This is a genomic window from Pseudomonas sp. FP453 (assembly GCF_030687495.1).
Taxonomy (GTDB): Bacteria; Pseudomonadota; Gammaproteobacteria; order Pseudomonadales; family Pseudomonadaceae; genus Aquipseudomonas.
In genome coordinates, this window is record NZ_CP117435.1 from 819,882 (window position 1) to 836,780 (window position 16,899).

Annotated in this window: 12 protein-coding genes; 6 read left to right on the forward strand and 6 right to left on the reverse strand. The window is 62.3% G+C overall.

Features of this window, described 5'->3' with window-relative positions; translation table 11 throughout:
• Nucleotides 1-130: 130 nt before the first annotated feature.
• Both PSH87_RS03570 and acpA read right to left on the reverse strand, forming a co-directional pair.
• Nucleotides 131-1,300: a hypothetical protein gene (locus tag PSH87_RS03570; protein WP_017737121.1), complete on the reverse strand. Its 1,170-nt coding sequence runs from the start codon at nucleotides 1,298-1,300 to the stop codon at nucleotides 131-133.
• A 101-nt stretch (nucleotides 1,301-1,401) separates the two neighbouring features.
• Nucleotides 1,402-3,105 carry an acid phosphatase gene (acpA, locus tag PSH87_RS03575; RefSeq protein ID WP_305432571.1) on the reverse strand — a complete coding sequence of 568 codons (1,704 nt, stop codon included), beginning with the start codon at nucleotides 3,103-3,105 and terminating at the stop codon, nucleotides 1,402-1,404.
• Nucleotides 3,106-3,259: 154 nt separating this feature from the next.
• Between acpA and PSH87_RS03580 the strand changes: the two genes are divergently transcribed.
• Both PSH87_RS03580 and PSH87_RS03585 read left to right on the forward strand, forming a co-directional pair.
• Nucleotides 3,260-3,550: a nucleotidyltransferase family protein gene (locus PSH87_RS03580; protein WP_081609250.1), complete on the forward strand. Its 291-nt coding sequence runs from the start codon at nucleotides 3,260-3,262 to the stop codon at nucleotides 3,548-3,550.
• Entirely contained in the window at nucleotides 3,547-3,891 is a 345-nt protein-coding gene (locus PSH87_RS03585) for a DUF86 domain-containing protein (protein ID WP_017737124.1), read from the forward strand. Before PSH87_RS03580 ends, PSH87_RS03585 begins: the two co-directional genes overlap by 4 nt.
• 37 nt (nucleotides 3,892-3,928) lie before the next feature.
• Here PSH87_RS03585 and PSH87_RS03590 read toward each other — a convergent pair whose 3' ends face one another.
• Nucleotides 3,929-5,347 (reverse strand): short-chain fatty acid transporter, encoded by a 1,419-nt coding sequence (locus tag PSH87_RS03590; RefSeq protein ID WP_305432576.1) that lies wholly within the window; start codon nucleotides 5,345-5,347, stop codon nucleotides 3,929-3,931.
• Between the two features lie 185 nt (nucleotides 5,348-5,532).
• Between PSH87_RS03590 and PSH87_RS03595 the strand changes: the two genes are divergently transcribed.
• Nucleotides 5,533-6,822 (forward strand): MFS transporter, encoded by a 1,290-nt coding sequence (locus PSH87_RS03595; protein WP_305432577.1) that lies wholly within the window; start codon nucleotides 5,533-5,535, stop codon nucleotides 6,820-6,822.
• 3 nt (nucleotides 6,823-6,825) lie between these two features.
• Here PSH87_RS03595 and PSH87_RS03600 read toward each other — a convergent pair whose 3' ends face one another.
• Nucleotides 6,826-8,196, reverse strand: a complete 1,371-nt coding sequence (locus PSH87_RS03600) for a gluconate:H+ symporter (protein WP_305432578.1) — start codon at nucleotides 8,194-8,196, stop codon at nucleotides 6,826-6,828.
• A 242-nt stretch (nucleotides 8,197-8,438) separates the two neighbouring features.
• On the opposite strand from PSH87_RS03600, the gene PSH87_RS03605 reads away from it, so the two are divergent.
• The 3 genes from PSH87_RS03605 to PSH87_RS03615 are packed head-to-tail and all read left to right on the forward strand — an operon-like array spanning nucleotide 8,439 to nucleotide 13,922.
• Complete coding sequence (locus PSH87_RS03605) at nucleotides 8,439-9,650, forward strand: TolC family protein (RefSeq protein ID WP_305432579.1); 1,212 nt, start codon at nucleotides 8,439-8,441, stop codon at nucleotides 9,648-9,650.
• Between the two features lie 18 nt (nucleotides 9,651-9,668).
• On the forward strand, nucleotides 9,669-10,772 hold the full coding sequence (locus PSH87_RS03610; RefSeq protein WP_305432580.1) for an efflux RND transporter periplasmic adaptor subunit: 1,104 nt from the start codon (nucleotides 9,669-9,671) through the stop codon (nucleotides 10,770-10,772).
• Between the two features lie 18 nt (nucleotides 10,773-10,790).
• The gene (locus tag PSH87_RS03615; RefSeq protein ID WP_305432582.1) at nucleotides 10,791-13,922 is read left to right on the forward strand and encodes a CusA/CzcA family heavy metal efflux RND transporter; all 3,132 of its coding nucleotides are present in this window, start codon (nucleotides 10,791-10,793) and stop codon (nucleotides 13,920-13,922) included.
• 570 nt (nucleotides 13,923-14,492) lie between these two features.
• Here the strand turns inward: PSH87_RS03615 and PSH87_RS03620 are convergent.
• Together PSH87_RS03620 and PSH87_RS03625 are read right to left on the reverse strand one after the other, a co-directional pair.
• Complete coding sequence (locus PSH87_RS03620; RefSeq protein WP_305432584.1) at nucleotides 14,493-15,887, reverse strand: heavy metal sensor histidine kinase; 1,395 nt, start codon at nucleotides 15,885-15,887, stop codon at nucleotides 14,493-14,495.
• Complete coding sequence (locus PSH87_RS03625) at nucleotides 15,884-16,558, reverse strand: heavy metal response regulator transcription factor (protein WP_305432585.1); 675 nt, start codon at nucleotides 16,556-16,558, stop codon at nucleotides 15,884-15,886. Before PSH87_RS03625 ends, PSH87_RS03620 begins: the two co-directional genes overlap by 4 nt.
• Nucleotides 16,559-16,899: the final 341 nt, after the last annotated feature.

The following is a 16,899-nucleotide window of genomic DNA, read 5'->3' on the forward strand; positions in this document are numbered from 1 at the left end:
GGCTGCATGGACCTGCGGGTGGTGGCTGACTACCAGTCTTGCAGCGGATGGGCGCGGCTCAAGACTCACTGAAGTTGGATCCGATTGCTACTGTCAACTCTGACAGTAGCAATCGGTTTTTTGGTGCGGACTACAGCGCTGGAGCACTGGCAGAGGGCGCTGGGGCGGGGACCTTGAGCTGCTTGAGTTGAGCCTTGATCGCCGGCGTGGCGCACAGGGCGTTGGCTTTTTCTGCGGAAAACTCGCGCACCGAGGTGTAGAACAATTCACACGTCTGCTCCTTGCGCGTGACCTGCCAGGTGTTCATGCAGGCTTTTAGCAGCACATTCGGGTCGCTCGCCGGCTTCTGCCCCATCCCGGCCTGCCAGCAGGCGGCGCTTAAATCCTGGCCCATGACCTTCAATCCGACCTCGTCGGCCTTCTGTTCGTTGCCCTCATAAGTTGCGGGATCGGCGGCATACCAGATGTAACTCGGGTGGTTGGCGCCCAGTACTGACACGGTCTTGCCGGCAACCGGGCTGATTTGCGCCAGGCCCAGTACGCCCACGGTCTGCCCGTACTGCTGCTTGACCCAATTGCGCACCGGCGCGCCGAACGCCACCATCGGCAGCGAGCCTTTGGGGTGAAGGCTCAGTTCTTCGACCATGCGTGTCTGATAGTCGGTGAAGTAGCTGTAGACATTCTGCAGGTCCGCGCCCGCGCTGGCGGGTGCGGCGATGGGCGCAATATCGATGATGGTCTGGTAGGCCGGGGTTTCGGTGGCCGGGATACCGTTGTCGGTGAGCAGCGCGGCCCAGCGGTCGGTGGTTTTCGATTCCAGGTAATCCTGGGCCTGGGTCAGCGAATAATCCGGCGGGAAGTGCAGCAACTCGACGCTCTTGCGGTTTTCCAGAGCCATCCCCAGTGGCAGGAACAAGTACCAGTTGTAGGCCCACTTGCCGTCACGGTTGAGCCGGCTGGCGCCTTGGTAAGCCAGGTCGGCGGTGGCGAGCAAGGCCGTCAGGGGCTGGCCGTAACTGTCGGGCACGCCGGTGAAGGTCGCGGCAACCTGCCCGTCGTGGGTCTTCACGCTGACTTTGGCGCGGCTGTAGCCATCCCGTTGCAGGCTCTGGGTCAGATAATGCTCGGCCGTCTGCTCCAGCGACCAGGGCCGAAAGCAGATCACGTTGCAGTTATTGGGGAAGGCGAACAACTGGGTGACACGTTGCGTGCTGCCCAGTGGTACTTCGACGTCAGCCTGCACGAGCGCACTGGCCATCAGTGCGGCCAGGGTGAAGGACAACCCGGTCGGTTTATACATAGTTGATTCCTAGTCAGCGAAAGCCCACCTCCACACAGTAGCGGCTGACCAGGCATCACGCGTGTCAAATCGCCGGGCGTGTCGCTATTGGATAAGAAAACCTACCCCTCGAACTGCAAGGCATTGCTCAGGTCACCCATGGGCTTCTGGCCACGGGCGATCATCGCGTCATCGCGCTGCTTGAGGCCGTCGAGGGTTTCCAGTTGGAACACGCGGGTGATCAAGCGCAGGATCGACGCCGTGTCGTACACCGTGTGGTCCACCGTGCCCTTGCGCGCAAACGGCGACACCACCAGCGCCGGAATCCGCGTACCAGGGCCCCAGCGGTCGCCCTTGGGCGGCGCGACGTGGTCCCACCAGCCGCCGTTTTCATCGACGGTGACCACCACCACCATGTTTTTCCACTGCGGGCTTTCCTGCAGCACCTTCAAGGCGCGGGCGATATGGCGGTCACCCGAGGCCACGTCGGCGTAACCGGCGTGCATGTTCAGGTTGCCCTGGGGCTTGTAGAAGGTGACCGCAGGCAACTTGCCGGCCTGGGCATCGGCGAAGAACTTATTGGTGCTCGACTCATCGCCCAAACCGCCATCACGCAGGCGCTTGTCCCGCTCGGCACGGTTCTGCGGCCCCTGCTTTTTGAAATAGTTGAACGGCTGATGGTGATACTGGAAGTTCGGAATCTTCGGGATACCGCCCGAGTCCTTGAACTGGTCCAGCGTCGCTTGCCAGGCGCCGGCGTACCAGGCCCAGTCGATGTTCTTCTTCGACAGCTTGTCGCCGATATGCTCGTGGGTTTGTGGCACCAGTACGTTGGGCAGGTCGGGTTTGGAGTAATCCGGGTTTTCCGGGTCGCGGATCCAGGTCGGCCAGTAGGGCGGCGCCAGGGTGTTCACACCAAAACCGTCCGGGGTCAGCGCGCTGGGGCCGAACTGCGGCGCGCCGGTCATCGCGCTGGCCGGGGACTTGTCCAGGGGTTTCAGGCGCGTGTCGCTCGGGTCATCGCTTTGCAGCGTGGCAATCTGCGCCTTGGCCACGGACTGCGCGGCATTCGGATAAAACGGCGCGGTGGCGCTGATCAGGTACTGGTGGTTAAGGAACGAGCCACCAAAGGCGCCCTGGAAGAAGTTGTCGCAGAGCACAAACTCCTTGGCCACGTCCCACAGGCGCAGGGAATAACGGCTCTGGGCGTAATAACCCATCACCAGGCCACCGGAATCGCCCCACGCGACAAAGTTATCGTTCTTGCCGCCGTTGATCTGCATCTGGTTCTGATAGAACACGTGCCACAGGTCGCGGGTGACCAGGCTCAGAGGCAGGTCCTCGGCGTTCGGGCCCTTGAGGGCGAACGGCGCGTTGGGCAGGTTTTGCTGGTATTGCACTTCGCTGGGATACGTCACCCCGTCCACGCTCTGCGGGCCGACTTGCAACACACCGCCCCAGGCCGGGGGCAGGGTGGTCAGCAGGCTGCCGTCGCGGTCGCGCTGCTGGGCGTCGGCTGGGCTGAGGGCCGACAGCGGTTTCTCCACGCCGGGGAAGTCCGCAAACAGGTTGTTGAAGCTGCGGTTCTCGGCATAGATCACCACCACGGTTTTCACCTGGTCGTGCAGGGCCTTGTCCAGCTCCTGGGGCGTAAGCGGGCGCGCCACCGGTTTGCTGCCCGGTGCTTCATTCGTGTTGCCGCAAGCACTCAAGGTCGCCCCGACCCCCAGCACCGCAGCGCCTCCCAGGAAGCGCCGGCGGCTGCTGTCTACTGGCGGTTGGGCGGCGGAATCGGCGGAAGGGCGGTCTGCGTGCTCATCGGTCATTGCGGGGAGTCCCTGGCGAGATGTTGCAAGATATTTCGCAGGACGGTAGCAATGCAATGTGACGGAACGAAGACAGGGGGTGATGAGCGGAACGTGTCACCCTGCAACCTGCGCTGCTAGACTGGCCCGATAATGGATGTCACTGAGGTGAACCGTGAAACCGTCAATTGCCCTTGATCTACAACGAGCAGCCGTCAGAGAGGTGGTTGGCCGTTTTCGTATTTCAAATCCAAGAGTATTTGGGTCTGTTCTGCTGGGTACAGACGAAGAGGGTAGCGATCTTGACCTATTGGTCGACGCCCCGCCGGGAACGACTCTTTTTGACCTTGGTGGACTTCAGGTCGAGCTTGAAGATCTGTTGGGGGTCAATGTGGACTTATTGACGCCTGCCGACTTGCCTTCGAAATTTCGCGCGAAAGTGTTGGCTGAGGCACAACCGGTATGACAGCGAGTCGCCTTGGAGATTATCTGGATCACATCAGGCAGGCGGCCAGTGATGCGATCAGCTTTGTTGAAGGCTTGAGCAAAGAAGAGTTTCAGGAAGATAGGCGTACTCAACAAGCGGTAGTCATGAGCCTGATCATCATTGGCGAGGCATCAACCAAGATCATGGACCAGAACCCGGATTTCACTGCGGCTCATGCTCAGATCCCTTGGCGTAGCATGCGAGGAATGCGCAACCGAATTGCCCACGGCTACTTCGATATCAACCTTGATGTGGTTTGGGACACCATTCAGAGCGCATTACCCGATTTACTGAAGCTTCTTCCTATGGTTTCTGAGTGACTGCACCTGTTGCAACAACAGGTGCGGTCAGCTGCGATTAAGGCATCACCGGCGGCAAATACTTCAACGTCGTCCCCAACGCCCACAGCAGAAACAACACCAACGGCGTATGCACCAGCAACTGCACAAACGAAAACCCGATCAGATCCCGCGCCTTCAACCCCAGCACGCCCAATAGCGGCAGCATATAGAACGGGTTGATCAGGTTCGGCAGCGCTTCGGCCGCGTTGTAGATCTGCACCGCCCAGCCCCGGTGATATTGCAGGTCATTGGCCACCTGCATCACATACGGCGCTTCGATGATCCACTTGCCACCGCCCGATGGAATAAAGAAGCCCAGCACCGCCGAATAAACGCCCATCAGCAGCGCGTAGGTGTCATGGGAGGCGATCGACGTAAAGAACGTGGAGATGTGGTGCGCCAGGGTCTGGCCATCGCCGCCCTTGACCACGGTCATCAGCGCCGCAATCGAGCCGTACAGCGGGAACTGGATCAGCACGCCGGTGGTGGTCGGCACTGCCCGCGCCACTGCATCGAGGAAACTGCGCGGGCGCCAGTGCAGCAGGGCACCGACCATGATGAACAGAAAGTTATAGGTGTTCAGTCCCGAAATCGCGCTGATCGCCGGTTTGGTCGAGAACTCATGGAACAGCCAACCCGCCGCCAGCAGCGCCAGCAGGATGGTCAGCAGCGGGCTGTGTTCCAGCCATTCGCCAGGGCGTGTCGGCGCTTGCAGCTTGGGCAGGTTGAACGCCGGGTCAACGCCACAGGCCTTGGCATCCCGCGCGCTGTTCGGGCCTGGCGCGGTGGCGTAGGCGATAATCAGCGACACCACGATCAGCGCCAGCAACAGCACGCCGGATTGCCACAGGAAGATCGTGTCGGTGAACGGGATCACCCCGGTGATCGACAGGATCGACGGCGGCAAACTCGCCGGGTTGGCTTGCAGCTGCGCCGCCGATGACGACAGCCCCAACGCCCACACGGCACCCAGGCCCAAGTAAGCCGCGGCGCCGGCCGCGCGGTAATCCATGCGCAAACCCGTGCGCCGCGCCAATGCGCGCACCAGCAAGCCGCCGAACACCAGGGACAAACCCCAGTTGAGCAGGGACGCCACCATGGAGATCAACGCCACCCAGGCCACGGCCGAGCGGCCGTTCTTCGGGATACGCGCCAGCCGGTCAATCAGCTTCACCGCCGGCGGCGAGCTGGCCACCACATACCCACCGATCACCACAAACGCCATCTGCATGGTGAACGGGATCAGGCTCCAGAACCCATCGCCAAAGGCCTTGGCCGCCTCGGTCGGGGCAGCGCCCATGCCCAGGGTCGCTACCGCGACAATGATCACGGCGAGGGCGGCAAACACCCAAGAATCGGGAAACCAGCGTTCGGCGAAGTTGGAGCAGCGCAGGGCAAAGCGGGCATAGCGGCTTTCTTCGATAGCATCGGCCACGAGTCATTCCTCTTGTATTTATTATGGGGCAGGCAATTTTTCGGCATGTTCCGCTACGGCCATTGATATGGGAATGCAGTTATCTTCATCGATCCATGAGGAAAACAAATATATCTGCGGCGATTGCCATCATCCGGTCCAGCTCATAACCTGCACGCCATTTTGTCTGTCTGCCGAGCCTTCACATGACTGCCACCCTTGCCCCCCAGGCGCAGCGCTTTTCCCGCTCCGACTACAAAACCCTGGGCCTGGCCGCCCTGGGCGGGGCCTTGGAAATCTACGACTTCATCATCTTCGTGTTCTTTGCGCTGACCTTGAGCCAACTGTTTTTCCCCCCGGAAATGCCCGAGTGGCTGCGCCTGCTGCAAAGCTTCGGCATCTTCGTCACCGGCTACCTGGCGCGCCCGTTGGGCGGCATCCTGATGGCGCACTTCGCCGACCACCTGGGACGCAAGCGCGTTTTCAGCCTGAGCATCCTGATGATGGCGCTGCCGTGCTTGCTGATTGGCATCATGCCGACCTACGCGCAAATCGGTTATTTCGCACCGCTGATCTTGCTGTTTCTGCGCGTGCTGCAAGGCGCCGCCGTCGGCGGAGAAGTGCCCAGCGCCTGGACCTTCGTCGCCGAACACGCACCGGTTCATCACCGTGGCTACGCGTTGGGTTTCCTACAAGCCGGCCTGACCTTCGGCTACCTGCTGGGTGCGCTCACCGCCACGCTGCTGGCGCAAATCTTCACGGCTGCCGAGATCCTCGACTACGCCTGGCGTTTCCCCTTCCTGCTCGGCGGTGTGTTCGGCGTAATCGGCGTATGGCTGCGCCGCTGGCTCAGCGAAACCCCGGTGTTCCTCGAAATGCAGGCCCGCCGCCAGGCCGCCGCCGAACTGCCGCTGCGCACCGTGCTGCGCGACCACCGCGCCGTGCTGCTGCCGGCGATGATCCTCACCTGCGTACTCACCTCCGCCGTCGTAGTGCTGGTGGTCATCACCCCGACCATGATGCAAAAAACCTTCGGCATGAGCCCCAGCCACACCTTCGCCTTGAGCGCCCTGGGCATCGTCTTCCTCAACATCGGCTGCGTCCTTGCCGGCCTGTTGGTGGACCGCATCGGCGCCTGGCGCGCGGTACTGGTCTACAGCCTGCTGTTGCCGGTGGGAATTGCGCTGCTGTACGCCAGCCTGATCAACGGCGGCCTCTGGCTCGGCGCGGCGTATGCCTTGGCGGGCCTGAGCTGTGGCGTAGTGGGCGCGGTGCCGTCGGTGATGGTCGGGCTGTTCCCGGCACCGGTGCGGGTGTCGGGGATTTCCTTTACCTACAACATTGCCTACGCGCTGTGGGCGAGTACCACGCCACTGTTGTTGATTGCGTTGATGCCGACGAGCCCGTGGATTTGCGTGGGGTATTGCGTGGTGATGGGGGCAGTGGGGGCAGGGTGTGTGGCGTTGTTTGGCAAGCGCCACACATTGGCTTCCTAGGGATTAAGTCAGGAAGTGCCAGAGCAGCAACGTACCTATCAGCCCGACGACTGAAACGATGGTCTGCAACACCGACCACACCCAAATCGTCTGCTTCAACTGCAACCCAAAATACTCCCGCACCATCCAGAACCCAGCATCGTTCACGTGGCAAAAGAACACCGACCCCGCGCCAATCGCCAGTGCCACCAGTGAACTCTGCGTCGCCGCCAACCCCGCCATCATCGGTGCAAGGATGCCCGCCGTTGTGGTGGTGGCAACCGTCGCCGAGCCGGTGGCCTGGCGCAGGGCCACGGCGATCAGCCAGGCCAGCAACAGGTACGGCATGTGGGCGCCTTCGGCGACCTTGCTGATGGTCTGGCTGACGCCCGCATCCAGCAGCGTTTGCTTGAGGCCGCCGCCGGCGCCGATGGTCAGCAGCAGTACGGCGATGGGGGCGAGGGCTTTGCGCAGGGTGTTGCCGACGTCCGCACGCGGCATGCCAGCGGCCCAGCCCAGGCAGATGACGGCGGCGATCACGGCCAGGCCGAGGGCGATCAGCGGTTCGCCGAGAAATTTCAGCGTCAGCGCCACTGGGTTTTCCGGCGCCATGGCGACTTTGGCCAAGGTGCTGCCGAGCATCAGGATCACCGGCAACAAGATGATCAGCAACGACGCCCCAAAGCTCGGTTGGCGCGGCGCCTTGGGCGGGGCGCTGAACAGCGCGCCGATGTCGGCCGGTTCATCCACGTGCAGGCGTTTGGACAGCCAGTTGCCGTAGATCGGCCCGGCCAGAATGACCGCCGGCACCGCCAGGCAAAAGCCCAGCAACATGGTCAGGCCCAGGTCGGCGTGCAGCGCACCCACCGCAATCAGCGGCCCCGGGTGCGGTGGCATCAGGGCGTGCAGGGTGGTCATGCCCGCCAGTGCCGGGATGGCGATCTTCAACAGTGGCTGGTTCGAACGCTTGGCCATCACAAAGATGATCGGCACCATCATCACCAGGCCCACTTCAAAGAACAGCGGCAAGCCGATCACCATGGCCACCAATGCCATCACCCACGGCAACGCCTTGCCCTTGCCCAGCCCGAGCAGGGTAGTGGCGATACGGTCGGCCGCGCCGGATTCGGCCATCAGCGCGCCGAGCATCGAGCCCAGGGCAATGATGATCCCGGCTTCACCGAGGATCGCCCCGGCGCCCTTGCTGAACGCCTTGGCCACGTCTTCCGGCGGCAGCCCGGCGCCGACGCCGGCAATAAAGGTGCCGATCAGGATCGACAGAAACGGCGGCAACTTGGTCGCGCTGATCAGCACGATGATGCTGGCAATGGCCAGCAGGACGCAGAGCATGAGGCGGGTGTCGTGAACCATCCACGCGGCAGTCGATAACTCCAAGACGGGACTCCTTATCGAACAGGTTGGGAAAATTGTTTCTTTTTGTTTCCTGCTCGAAAAGCATACCTGATACCGCGCTGGCCCAGTGCGGGTGTGCCGTTTTGGTGCGATCAGCGGCGCTTGCCTTCAATGCCCGGTCCAGAGCCATTGCTGTCGGATTTGTAATCTTTGCTCCACGGCCCTGATAAGTCGCGAACGCTACATTCCACCCGCTTGTACTTCATGGGCGTGGAACTCTTGATATGCCAATTTCCGTTAGAAACCTTGTGGGGGCGACGCTGTTGTGGGTGGCCACCAGCGCTGCCCAGGCGCAATCCCTTACGCTTGATTCAGCGTTGCAGAGCGCCTTCGCCAATAACCCCGACCTGGCCGCTGCGCAGTGGGAAATCGATATTGCCCAGGGCGGCCGTCAGCAAGCCGGGCTGATCCCCAACCCGGTGCTGTCCGTGGATGCTGAAGACACCCGCCGCGACACGCGCACCACAGGCGTCAAACTGAGCCAGACCCTGGAACTGGGCGGCAAGCGTGGTGCGCGCATCGATGTGGCCACTCGCGCCCAGGACGCCGCCGCGCTGACCCTGGAGCAGCGCCGCAACACCCTGCGTGCTGATGTGATCGACAGCTACTACAGCGCCCTGCGGGCTCAGGAACGCCTTGACCTGGCCCAACGTTCTCTGGCCTTGGCCGAGCGCGGACTGGTGGTTGCCAACGCTCGCGTGACAGCGGGCAAAACCTCTCCCGTGGAAGCCACCCGCGCCCAGGTGCAATTGTCGGAAATTCGCCTGGAACTCAACCGCGCACAAATGGGCCTCACCGACGCCTATCGCCGCCTGGCCGCCAGCACCGGTAGCGCCACAGTCGAGTTTCAGGCTGTCGCCACGCAAGGCCTGCCTCAGCTTCCCGCTGCCCAGTTGCTGGCGCGCCTCGAACAAACCGCCGAATTGCGCCTGGCTGAGCTGCAAATCCTGCAAGGCGAAGCCAGCGTCGGCCTGGAAAAAGCCCAGCGTATTCCTGACCTCGACGTGTCCATCGGCAGCCAATACGACGCCGGCGCGCGCGAGCGGGTGAACCTGGTGGGCGTGTCGATGCCGCTGCCGCTGTTCAACCGCAACCAGGGCAACGTGCTCGCCGCCAGCCGCCGCGCCGACCAGGCCCGCGACCTGCGCAACGCCACCGAACTGCGCCTGCGCACCGAAACCCGCCAGGCCCTGGACCTGTGGCAAACCGCGAACAGCGAAGTGCGCGCCTTCAACCAACAGATCCTGCCCGCCGCCCAAAGCGCGGTGGACAGCGCCACCCGTGGTTTCGAGATGGGCAAGTTCAACTTCCTCGACGTGCTCGACGCCCAGCGCACCCTGATCGCCGCCCGCACCCAATACCTCGTTGCCACCGCCCAGGCCACCGACGCCTGGGTGCGCATCGAACGGATTTACGGCGACCTCGCCCGCTTTTGATTTTTCCTGGAGTCCTCTATGCACAACACATATGGCGTGGCGCTCGCCGTCGCCTTGAGCCTGATGCTGGCGGGTTTTGCCAGCGCCGATGAAGAAGGCGAACTTGAACTCAGCGAGCAGCAGATCCAGGCCGCCGGGATTCAATTGGCCCAGGCACAACCGCGTTCCCTCAGCACGCTGCTGACGCTGCCGGCCGAGGTGCGCTTTGACGAAGACCGCACCTCGCACATCGTCCCGCGTGCGGCGGGCGTGGTAGAGGCGGTGCGGGTCAACCTCGGCCAGGCGGTGAAAAAAGGGGAGTTGCTGGCGGTAATCGCCAGCCAGCAGATCTCCGACCAGCGCAGTGAACTGGCCGCCAGCGAACGCCGGGTCGAGCTGGCCCGCACCACCTTCCAGCGCGAGCGCCAGTTGTGGCAGGACAAGATCTCCGCCGAGCAGGATTACCTGCTGGCGCGGCAAACCCTGCAAGAAGCCGAAATCGCCCTGAACAACGCCCGGCAAAAGATGAAAGCCTTGAGCGGCAGTGCCGTGCTGGCCGGTGGAAATCGCTACGAACTGCGTGCGCCGTTTGCCGGTGTGGTGGTGGAAAAGCACCTCGGCGTCGGCGAAGTGGTCAGCGAAACCAGCAACGCCTTTACCCTCTCGGACCTGTCCCAGGTGTGGGTCACCTTTGGCGTGTTTCCCAAGGACTTGAACAAGGTACGCGTCGGCAAGCCGGTGAAAGTCAGCTCCACCGAAATGGGCACTGAAGTCAGCGGCACCGTGGCCTACGTCGGCAACCTGCTCGGCGAACAGACGCGCACCGCCACCGTTCGCGTCAGCGTACCCAACCCCGACGATGCCTGGCGCCCCGGCTTGTTTGTCAGCGTGCAACTGGCCACCGAGACCTTCCAGGCCAAGGTCAGCGTGCCCCAGGAAGCGATCCAGACCGTCGAGGACAAACCCTCGGTGTTCGAGCGCACCGAGCATGGTTTTGTCACCCGTCACCTTGAGTTAGGCGTGAGCGAAAACGGCTACGTCGAAGTGCGAAAAGGCCTGGAAGCCGGCGCGCAAGTGGCGACGGTTGGCAGCTTCATCCTCAAGTCCGAACTGGGCAAAGGCTCGGCCGAGCACGCCCATTGATCCTGCGAGTGATTCCCCATGTTTGAGCGCCTTATCCAATTCGCCATCGAGCAGCGCATCATCGTGCTGCTGGCAGTGCTGTTGATGGCCGGTGTCGGCCTCGCCAGCTATCAGAAACTGCCGATCGACGCGGTGCCCGACATCACCAACGTGCAGGTGCAGATCAACTCGGCGGCGGCGGGCTTTTCACCGCTGGAAACCGAACAGCGCGTGACCTTTCCCATCGAAACCGCCATGGCCGGTTTGCCGGGCTTGCAGCAGACCCGTTCGCTGTCGCGCTCGGGGTTGTCCCAGGTGACGGTGATCTTCAAGGACGGTACCGACCTGTTCTTCGCCCGCCAACTGGTCAACGAGCGCCTGCAAGTGGCGCGGGAACAATTGCCCAGCGGCATTGAAACGGCGATGGGGCCGATTTCCACCGGGCTTGGGGAAATATTCCTATGGACCGTCGAGGCCGAAGACGGCGCACTCAAGGACGACGGCACGCCTTACACGCCGACCGACCTGCGGGTGATCCAGGACTGGATCATCAAGCCGCAACTGCGCAACGTCCCCGGCGTGGCCGAGATCAATACCATCGGCGGCTTCGCCAAGGAATACCAGATTGCCCCGGACCCCAAGCGGCTGGCGGCCTACAACCTGACCTTGAACGACCTGGTCACCGCGCTGGAGCGCAACAACGCCAACGTCGGCGCCGGTTACATCGAGCGCAGCGGCGAACAATTGTTGATCCGCGCACCGGGGCAGGTGGCGTCCATCGACGACATCGCCAATATCGTCATCACCACGGCGGATGGCACGCCGATTCGCGTGCGCAATGTCGCCCAAGTCGACATTGGCCGTGAGATGCGTACCGGCGCGGCCACCGAAAACGGCCGTGAGGTGGTACTGGGCACCGTCTTCATGCTGATCGGTGAAAACAGCCGCAGCGTGTCCCAGGCAGTGGCGAAAAAACTTGAAGAGATCAACCGTTCGCTGCCCGCAGGCGTGGTCGCGATTACAGTTTATGACCGCACCAACCTCGTCGAAAAAGCCATCGCCACCGTGAAGAAAAACCTCTTCGAGGGCGCGTTGCTGGTGGTGGCGGTGCTGTTCCTGTTTCTCGGCAATATCCGCGCGGCGTTGATCACCGCGATGGTGATTCCCCTGGCGATGCTGTTCACCTTTACCGGCATGTTTACCAACAAGGTCAGCGCCAACCTGATGAGCCTTGGCGCGCTGGATTTCGGCATCATCGTCGACGGCGCGGTGGTGATTGTCGAGAACGCCATCCGCCGCCTGGCCCACGCACAGCAACGCCATGGGCGTCTGTTGACCCGCAGCGAGCGCCTGCACGAGGTGTTTGCCGCCGCCAAGGAAGCGCGGCGCGCGCTGATCTTCGGGCAACTGATCATCATGGTGGTGTACCTGCCGATCTTCGCCCTCACCGGCGTGGCCGGGAAGATGTTCCATCCCATGGCCTTTACGGTGGTGATCGCCTTGTTGGGTGCGATGATTCTGTCGGTCACCTTTGTGCCGGCGGCGATTGCGTTGTTTGTCACCGGCAAGGTCAAGGAAGAAGAAAACCTGGTGATGCGCACCGCGCGCCGTGTCTATGCGCCGGTGCTGGACGGGGTCATGGCGCGCCGGCCGCTGGTGTTCGGCCTGGCGCTGCTGGCCATCATCGCCTCGGGCGTGGTCGCCAGCCGCATGGGCAGCGAGTTTATTCCCAGCCTCAGCGAAGGTGATTTCGCCCAGCAAGCCCTGCGGGTGCCCGGCACCAGCCTGACGCAGTCGGTGCAGATGCAACAACAGTTGGAAACCACCCTGATGGCCCAGGTCCCGGAAATCCTGCGGGTGTTTGCCCGTACCGGCACCGCGGAGATTGCTTCCGACCCGATGCCGCCGAATATTTCCGACAGCTACGTGATGCTTAAACCGAAGGAGCAATGGCCGGATCCAAACAAGTCCCGGGAAAGCCTGATCGCCGATATCCAACGGGCCAGTGCGATTGTGCCGGGCAGTGCGTACGAACTGTCGCAACCGATCCAGCTGCGCTTCAACGAGCTGATTTCCGGAGTGCGCAGTGATGTGGCGGTGAAGGTGTTCGGGGATGACATGGCGGTGCTCAACAAGACCGCTGAAGAAATCGCCGAAACGCTCAAGGGCCTCGAGGGCGCCTCGGAAGTCAAAGTGGAACAGACCTCCGGCCTGCCGGTGCTGACCATCAATATCGACCGCGACAAGGCCGCGCGTTTTGGCCTGAATGTGGGTGATGTGCAGGACACCATTGCCGTCGCGGTCGGTGGGCGCCAGGCCGGAACGCTGTACGAAGGTGACCGGCGTTTTGACATGGTTGTGCGTTTGTCCGACGCGCTGCGCACCGATATCGACGGGTTGTCGCGGCTATTGATCCCGGTGCCAGGCAATGCGGCGGGGCAGTTGGGTTTTATCGCATTGTCCCAGGTGGCCAGCCTGGACCTGGTGCTTGGCCCCAACCAGATCAGTCGTGAAAACGGCAAGCGTTTGGTGATCGTCAGTGCCAACGTACGTGGGCGGGATATTGGCTCGTTTGTGGACGAAGCCGAGACGGCAATCCTCGAGAAGGTGAAGGTGCCGGCCGGTTACTGGACCACCTGGGGCGGCCAGTTCGAACAGCTGAAGGAAGCCTCCGAGCGCTTGCGCATCGTGGTGCCGGTGGCGCTGCTGCTGGTGTTCGGGCTGTTGTTCATGATGTTCAACAACCTCAAGGATGGGCTGCTGGTGTTTACCGGGATTCCGTTCGCGTTGACCGGTGGGATCATGGCGCTGTGGCTGCGGGATATTCCGCTGTCGATCTCGGCGGGTGTGGGATTTATCGCCCTGTCTGGCGTGGCGGTACTCAACGGGCTGGTGATGATTGCGTTTATCCGCAACCTGCGCGAAGAAGGGCGCTTATTGTCAGTGGCAATCAACGAAGGCGCGCTGACCCGCTTGCGCCCGGTGTTGATGACCGCGCTGGTGGCCTCCCTCGGCTTTATCCCCATGGCGCTCGCCACCGGCACCGGCGCCGAGGTCCAGCGGCCGCTGGCAACGGTGGTGATCGGCGGGATTATCTCGTCGACGTTACTGACCCTGCTGGTGCTGCCAGCGCTGTATCAGTGGGCGCATCGCAAGGAGGAAGCTGAATGAACACCGCACAGCCTCTTTGAAATGCAATCAAATGTGGGAGCTGGCTTGCCTGCGAAGACGGCGGAACAGACAACATCCCTGTTGCCAGACCCACCGCTTTCGCAGCCTCGCTAAAGCTCGACAGCTCCCACAGGGGATTGGGTTTGCAGGTTGGTTCAGGTGTACACCGTTCAAAGTGTGGGAGCTGGCTTGCCTGCGATAGCGGCGGCACAGGCGACACCGCCGTTGCCTGACCCCCCGCTTTCGCAGCCTCGCTAAAGCTCGACAGCTCCCACAGGGGATTGGGTTTGCAGGTTGGTTCAGGTGTACACCGTTCAAAGTGTGGGAGCTGGCTTGCCTGCGATAGCGGCGGCACAGGCGACACCGCCGTTGCCTGACCCCCCGCTTTCGCAGCCTCGCTAAAGCTCGACAGCTCCCACAGGGGATTGGGTTTGCAGGTTGGTTCAGGTGTACACCGTTCAAAGTGTGGGAGCTGGCTTGCCTGCGATAGCGGCGGCACAGGCGACACCGCCGTTGCCAGACCCACCGCTTTCGCAGCCTCGCTAAAGGTCGACAGCTCCCACAGGAAACTTAACCAATCGCCACCAAGGGAAACACCAACCGAAACGAGGTAATGCCACCCGGCGGGCTGCGCACTTCGGCCTGGCCCTGGTGCAGGGTCATGATCGACTTCACGATGGCCAGCCCCAGGCCGGTGCCGCCTTCGGTGCGGGCGCGGCTGTTGTCGGCGCGGTAGAAGCGTTCGAACAGGTGGGGCTGGTGTCGGGCGTCAATGCCCACGCCGGGGTTGCTGACGGAGATCGATACCTGCTGCGCATACGTCTCCACCCGCAGCGAAATATGCCCACCTTGGGGGCTGTGGCGGATCGCGTTGGACAGCAGGTTGGACAGCGCGCGCTGGATCATCAGGCGATCACCCTGGACCTGTGCATCGCCGATCAACGTCAGGCTCAGGTGTTTGTCTTCGGCACTCAAGGCAAACAATTCCATCACCCGCCGGGCTTCATCGGTCAACGACACCGCCACAAACGACGCGCGGGCTGCCGGGTGGCTGACTTGAGCCAGAAACAGCATGTCGGACACGATGCGCGACAACCGCTCCAGCTCTTCGGTGCTGGACTCCAGCGCGACCTTGTATTCCTCCAGCGGACGCTGGCGCGACAACGTGACCTGGGCCTTGCCCATCAGGTTGGTCAGCGGCGCGCGCAGTTCGTGGGCCAAGTCGTCGGAAAACTGCGACAACTGCTGCACCCCCGCGTCCAGCCGATTAAGCATCACGTTGAAACCCTGGGCCAGTTCCCGCAGTTCCTGGGGCAGGTTGTCCAGGGCCAGACGATGGGTCAGGTCCTGGGTGGTGACTTGGGCGGCGACGTGGCTGAACTGTTGCAACGGCGCCAACCCACGCTGCACCAGCCACCAGGCGCCCATGCCGATCAACAGCAGCAGCAACGGCAATGCCACTACTGTGGCGCGCAGGTAGGCGCTGAGCAGGGCCTGGTCGTCCATGCGGTCCAGGGACAGCACGACGCGCACGCGCTCGCCACTGGCCAGGCGCATCAGGCTGGACGCGCTGAGCACCTGGTTGCCGTCGCTGTCCTCCCAGTTGAGGTAGCCGAGGGTTTCCCGGTGCGGGTAGTCGGTGAGCAGCGGCACCTGGGGCTTGGCGCCGACGCTCAGCAGCACACGCTCGTCGGGCGCGGTGCCGACGATGGTCAGGTAAAAGTTGTCGTGGCCGATCACCAGGTCCAGCAGCGAGTGCGGGCGCGCGCGGATATCGCGGGCGTCCAGGCCCTGGGCCAGGCTGTGCTGGATCTGTTCCATCTTGCTCTCCAGGCCCTTGCGCGCCAGTTTTTCCAGCTCATGGGTCAGGGCCAGGTAAGCCAGGCTGGCCAGCAGCAGCACCAGGCCGGCGCCCATCAGGCTGACCGTCAGGCCGAGGCGCATCGACAGGCTGCCGGTTTTCATGGCCGCGCTTCCAGCACGTAGCCGACGCCGCGAATGGTGTGGATCAACTTGATCTCGCTCTGGTCATCCACCTTGGCCCGCAGGCGGCTGATGGAGACTTCCACCACGTTGGTGTCGCAGTCGAAATTCATGTCCCACACCAGGGAAATGATCTGCGTACGGGTCATCACCTCGCCGGTCTGGCGCATGAGCACCTGGAGCAGGGCGAACTCCTTGGTGGTCAGATCGATGCGCCGGGTGCCGCGATAGGCACGATGGCGGCGCGGGTCGAGTTCCAGGTCCGACACGCAGAACACTTCCGGCTGTGGGATATGTTCACTGCGCCGCAATAACGTGCGTACCCGCGCGAGCAATTCGGGAAACTCGAAGGGCTTGACCAGGTAATCATCGGCGCCCATGTCCAGGCCCTTGATCTTGTCGTCCAGGCGCCCACGGGCGGTGAGCATCATTACGCGCTGGCTGCCGTTGCGGCGCAGTTGCCCGAGCACTTCCCAGCCGTCCTTGCCCGGCAGGTTGACGTCGAGAATCACCAGTTCATAGGCGTGTTGCGCGGCCAGGTGCAGGCCGTCGATACCGTTGCTGGCGCAGTCGACCACGTAGCCACTTTCAGTCAGGCCTTGCTGCAAATAGGCGGCGGTTTTTTGCTCGTCCTCAACCACAAGGATACGCATGGGGGTTTACCTTTTTTCCGAACAGAGAAGGGGGTCCATTTCCTTATGGAGGGTGTTGCTGGGGGAGTAGGAAAATTCTGAAGCGTGAAGTGGCTTCAGGGTCAACTGCGACGTTCTGTCGCAACTAAGAAAGTGCGCAAAAAAAACGCCCCAATGGGGCGTTAAAAAATCCATCTCTTTCCAAAGGAGCTACACAAAAGCTTCAGAGATGAATGTGCTCGGTGTTGCAAGTTGAAGCCAGTCTATAAAGTTCAACCTAACGAGAAGGTGAGGCCAATATTACAGTTTTGATAACTGGCTAGTTGTGAACAGATGTAAGTCAAGCGCGAACGAATGTAACG

Bases quoted from the DNA above. Each gene is read 5' to 3' on its own strand.
- PSH87_RS03605 (WP_305432579.1), top strand. From the start codon at position 8,439: ATGCCAATTTCCGTTAGAAACCTTGTGGGGGCGACGCTGTTGTGGGTG.
- PSH87_RS03625 (WP_305432585.1), bottom strand. From the start codon at position 16,558: ATGCGTATCCTTGTGGTTGAGGACGAGCAAAAAACCGCCGCCTATTTG.
- PSH87_RS03585 (WP_017737124.1), top strand. From the start codon at position 3,547: ATGACAGCGAGTCGCCTTGGAGATTATCTGGATCACATCAGGCAGGCG.
- PSH87_RS03615 (WP_305432582.1), top strand. From the start codon at position 10,791: ATGTTTGAGCGCCTTATCCAATTCGCCATCGAGCAGCGCATCATCGTG.
- PSH87_RS03595 (WP_305432577.1), top strand. From the start codon at position 5,533: ATGACTGCCACCCTTGCCCCCCAGGCGCAGCGCTTTTCCCGCTCCGAC.
- PSH87_RS03570 (WP_017737121.1), bottom strand. From the start codon at position 1,300: ATGTATAAACCGACCGGGTTGTCCTTCACCCTGGCCGCACTGATGGCC.
- PSH87_RS03620 (WP_305432584.1), bottom strand. From the start codon at position 15,887: ATGAAAACCGGCAGCCTGTCGATGCGCCTCGGCCTGACGGTCAGCCTG.
- acpA (WP_305432571.1), bottom strand. From the start codon at position 3,105: ATGACCGATGAGCACGCAGACCGCCCTTCCGCCGATTCCGCCGCCCAA.
- PSH87_RS03610 (WP_305432580.1), top strand. From the start codon at position 9,669: ATGCACAACACATATGGCGTGGCGCTCGCCGTCGCCTTGAGCCTGATG.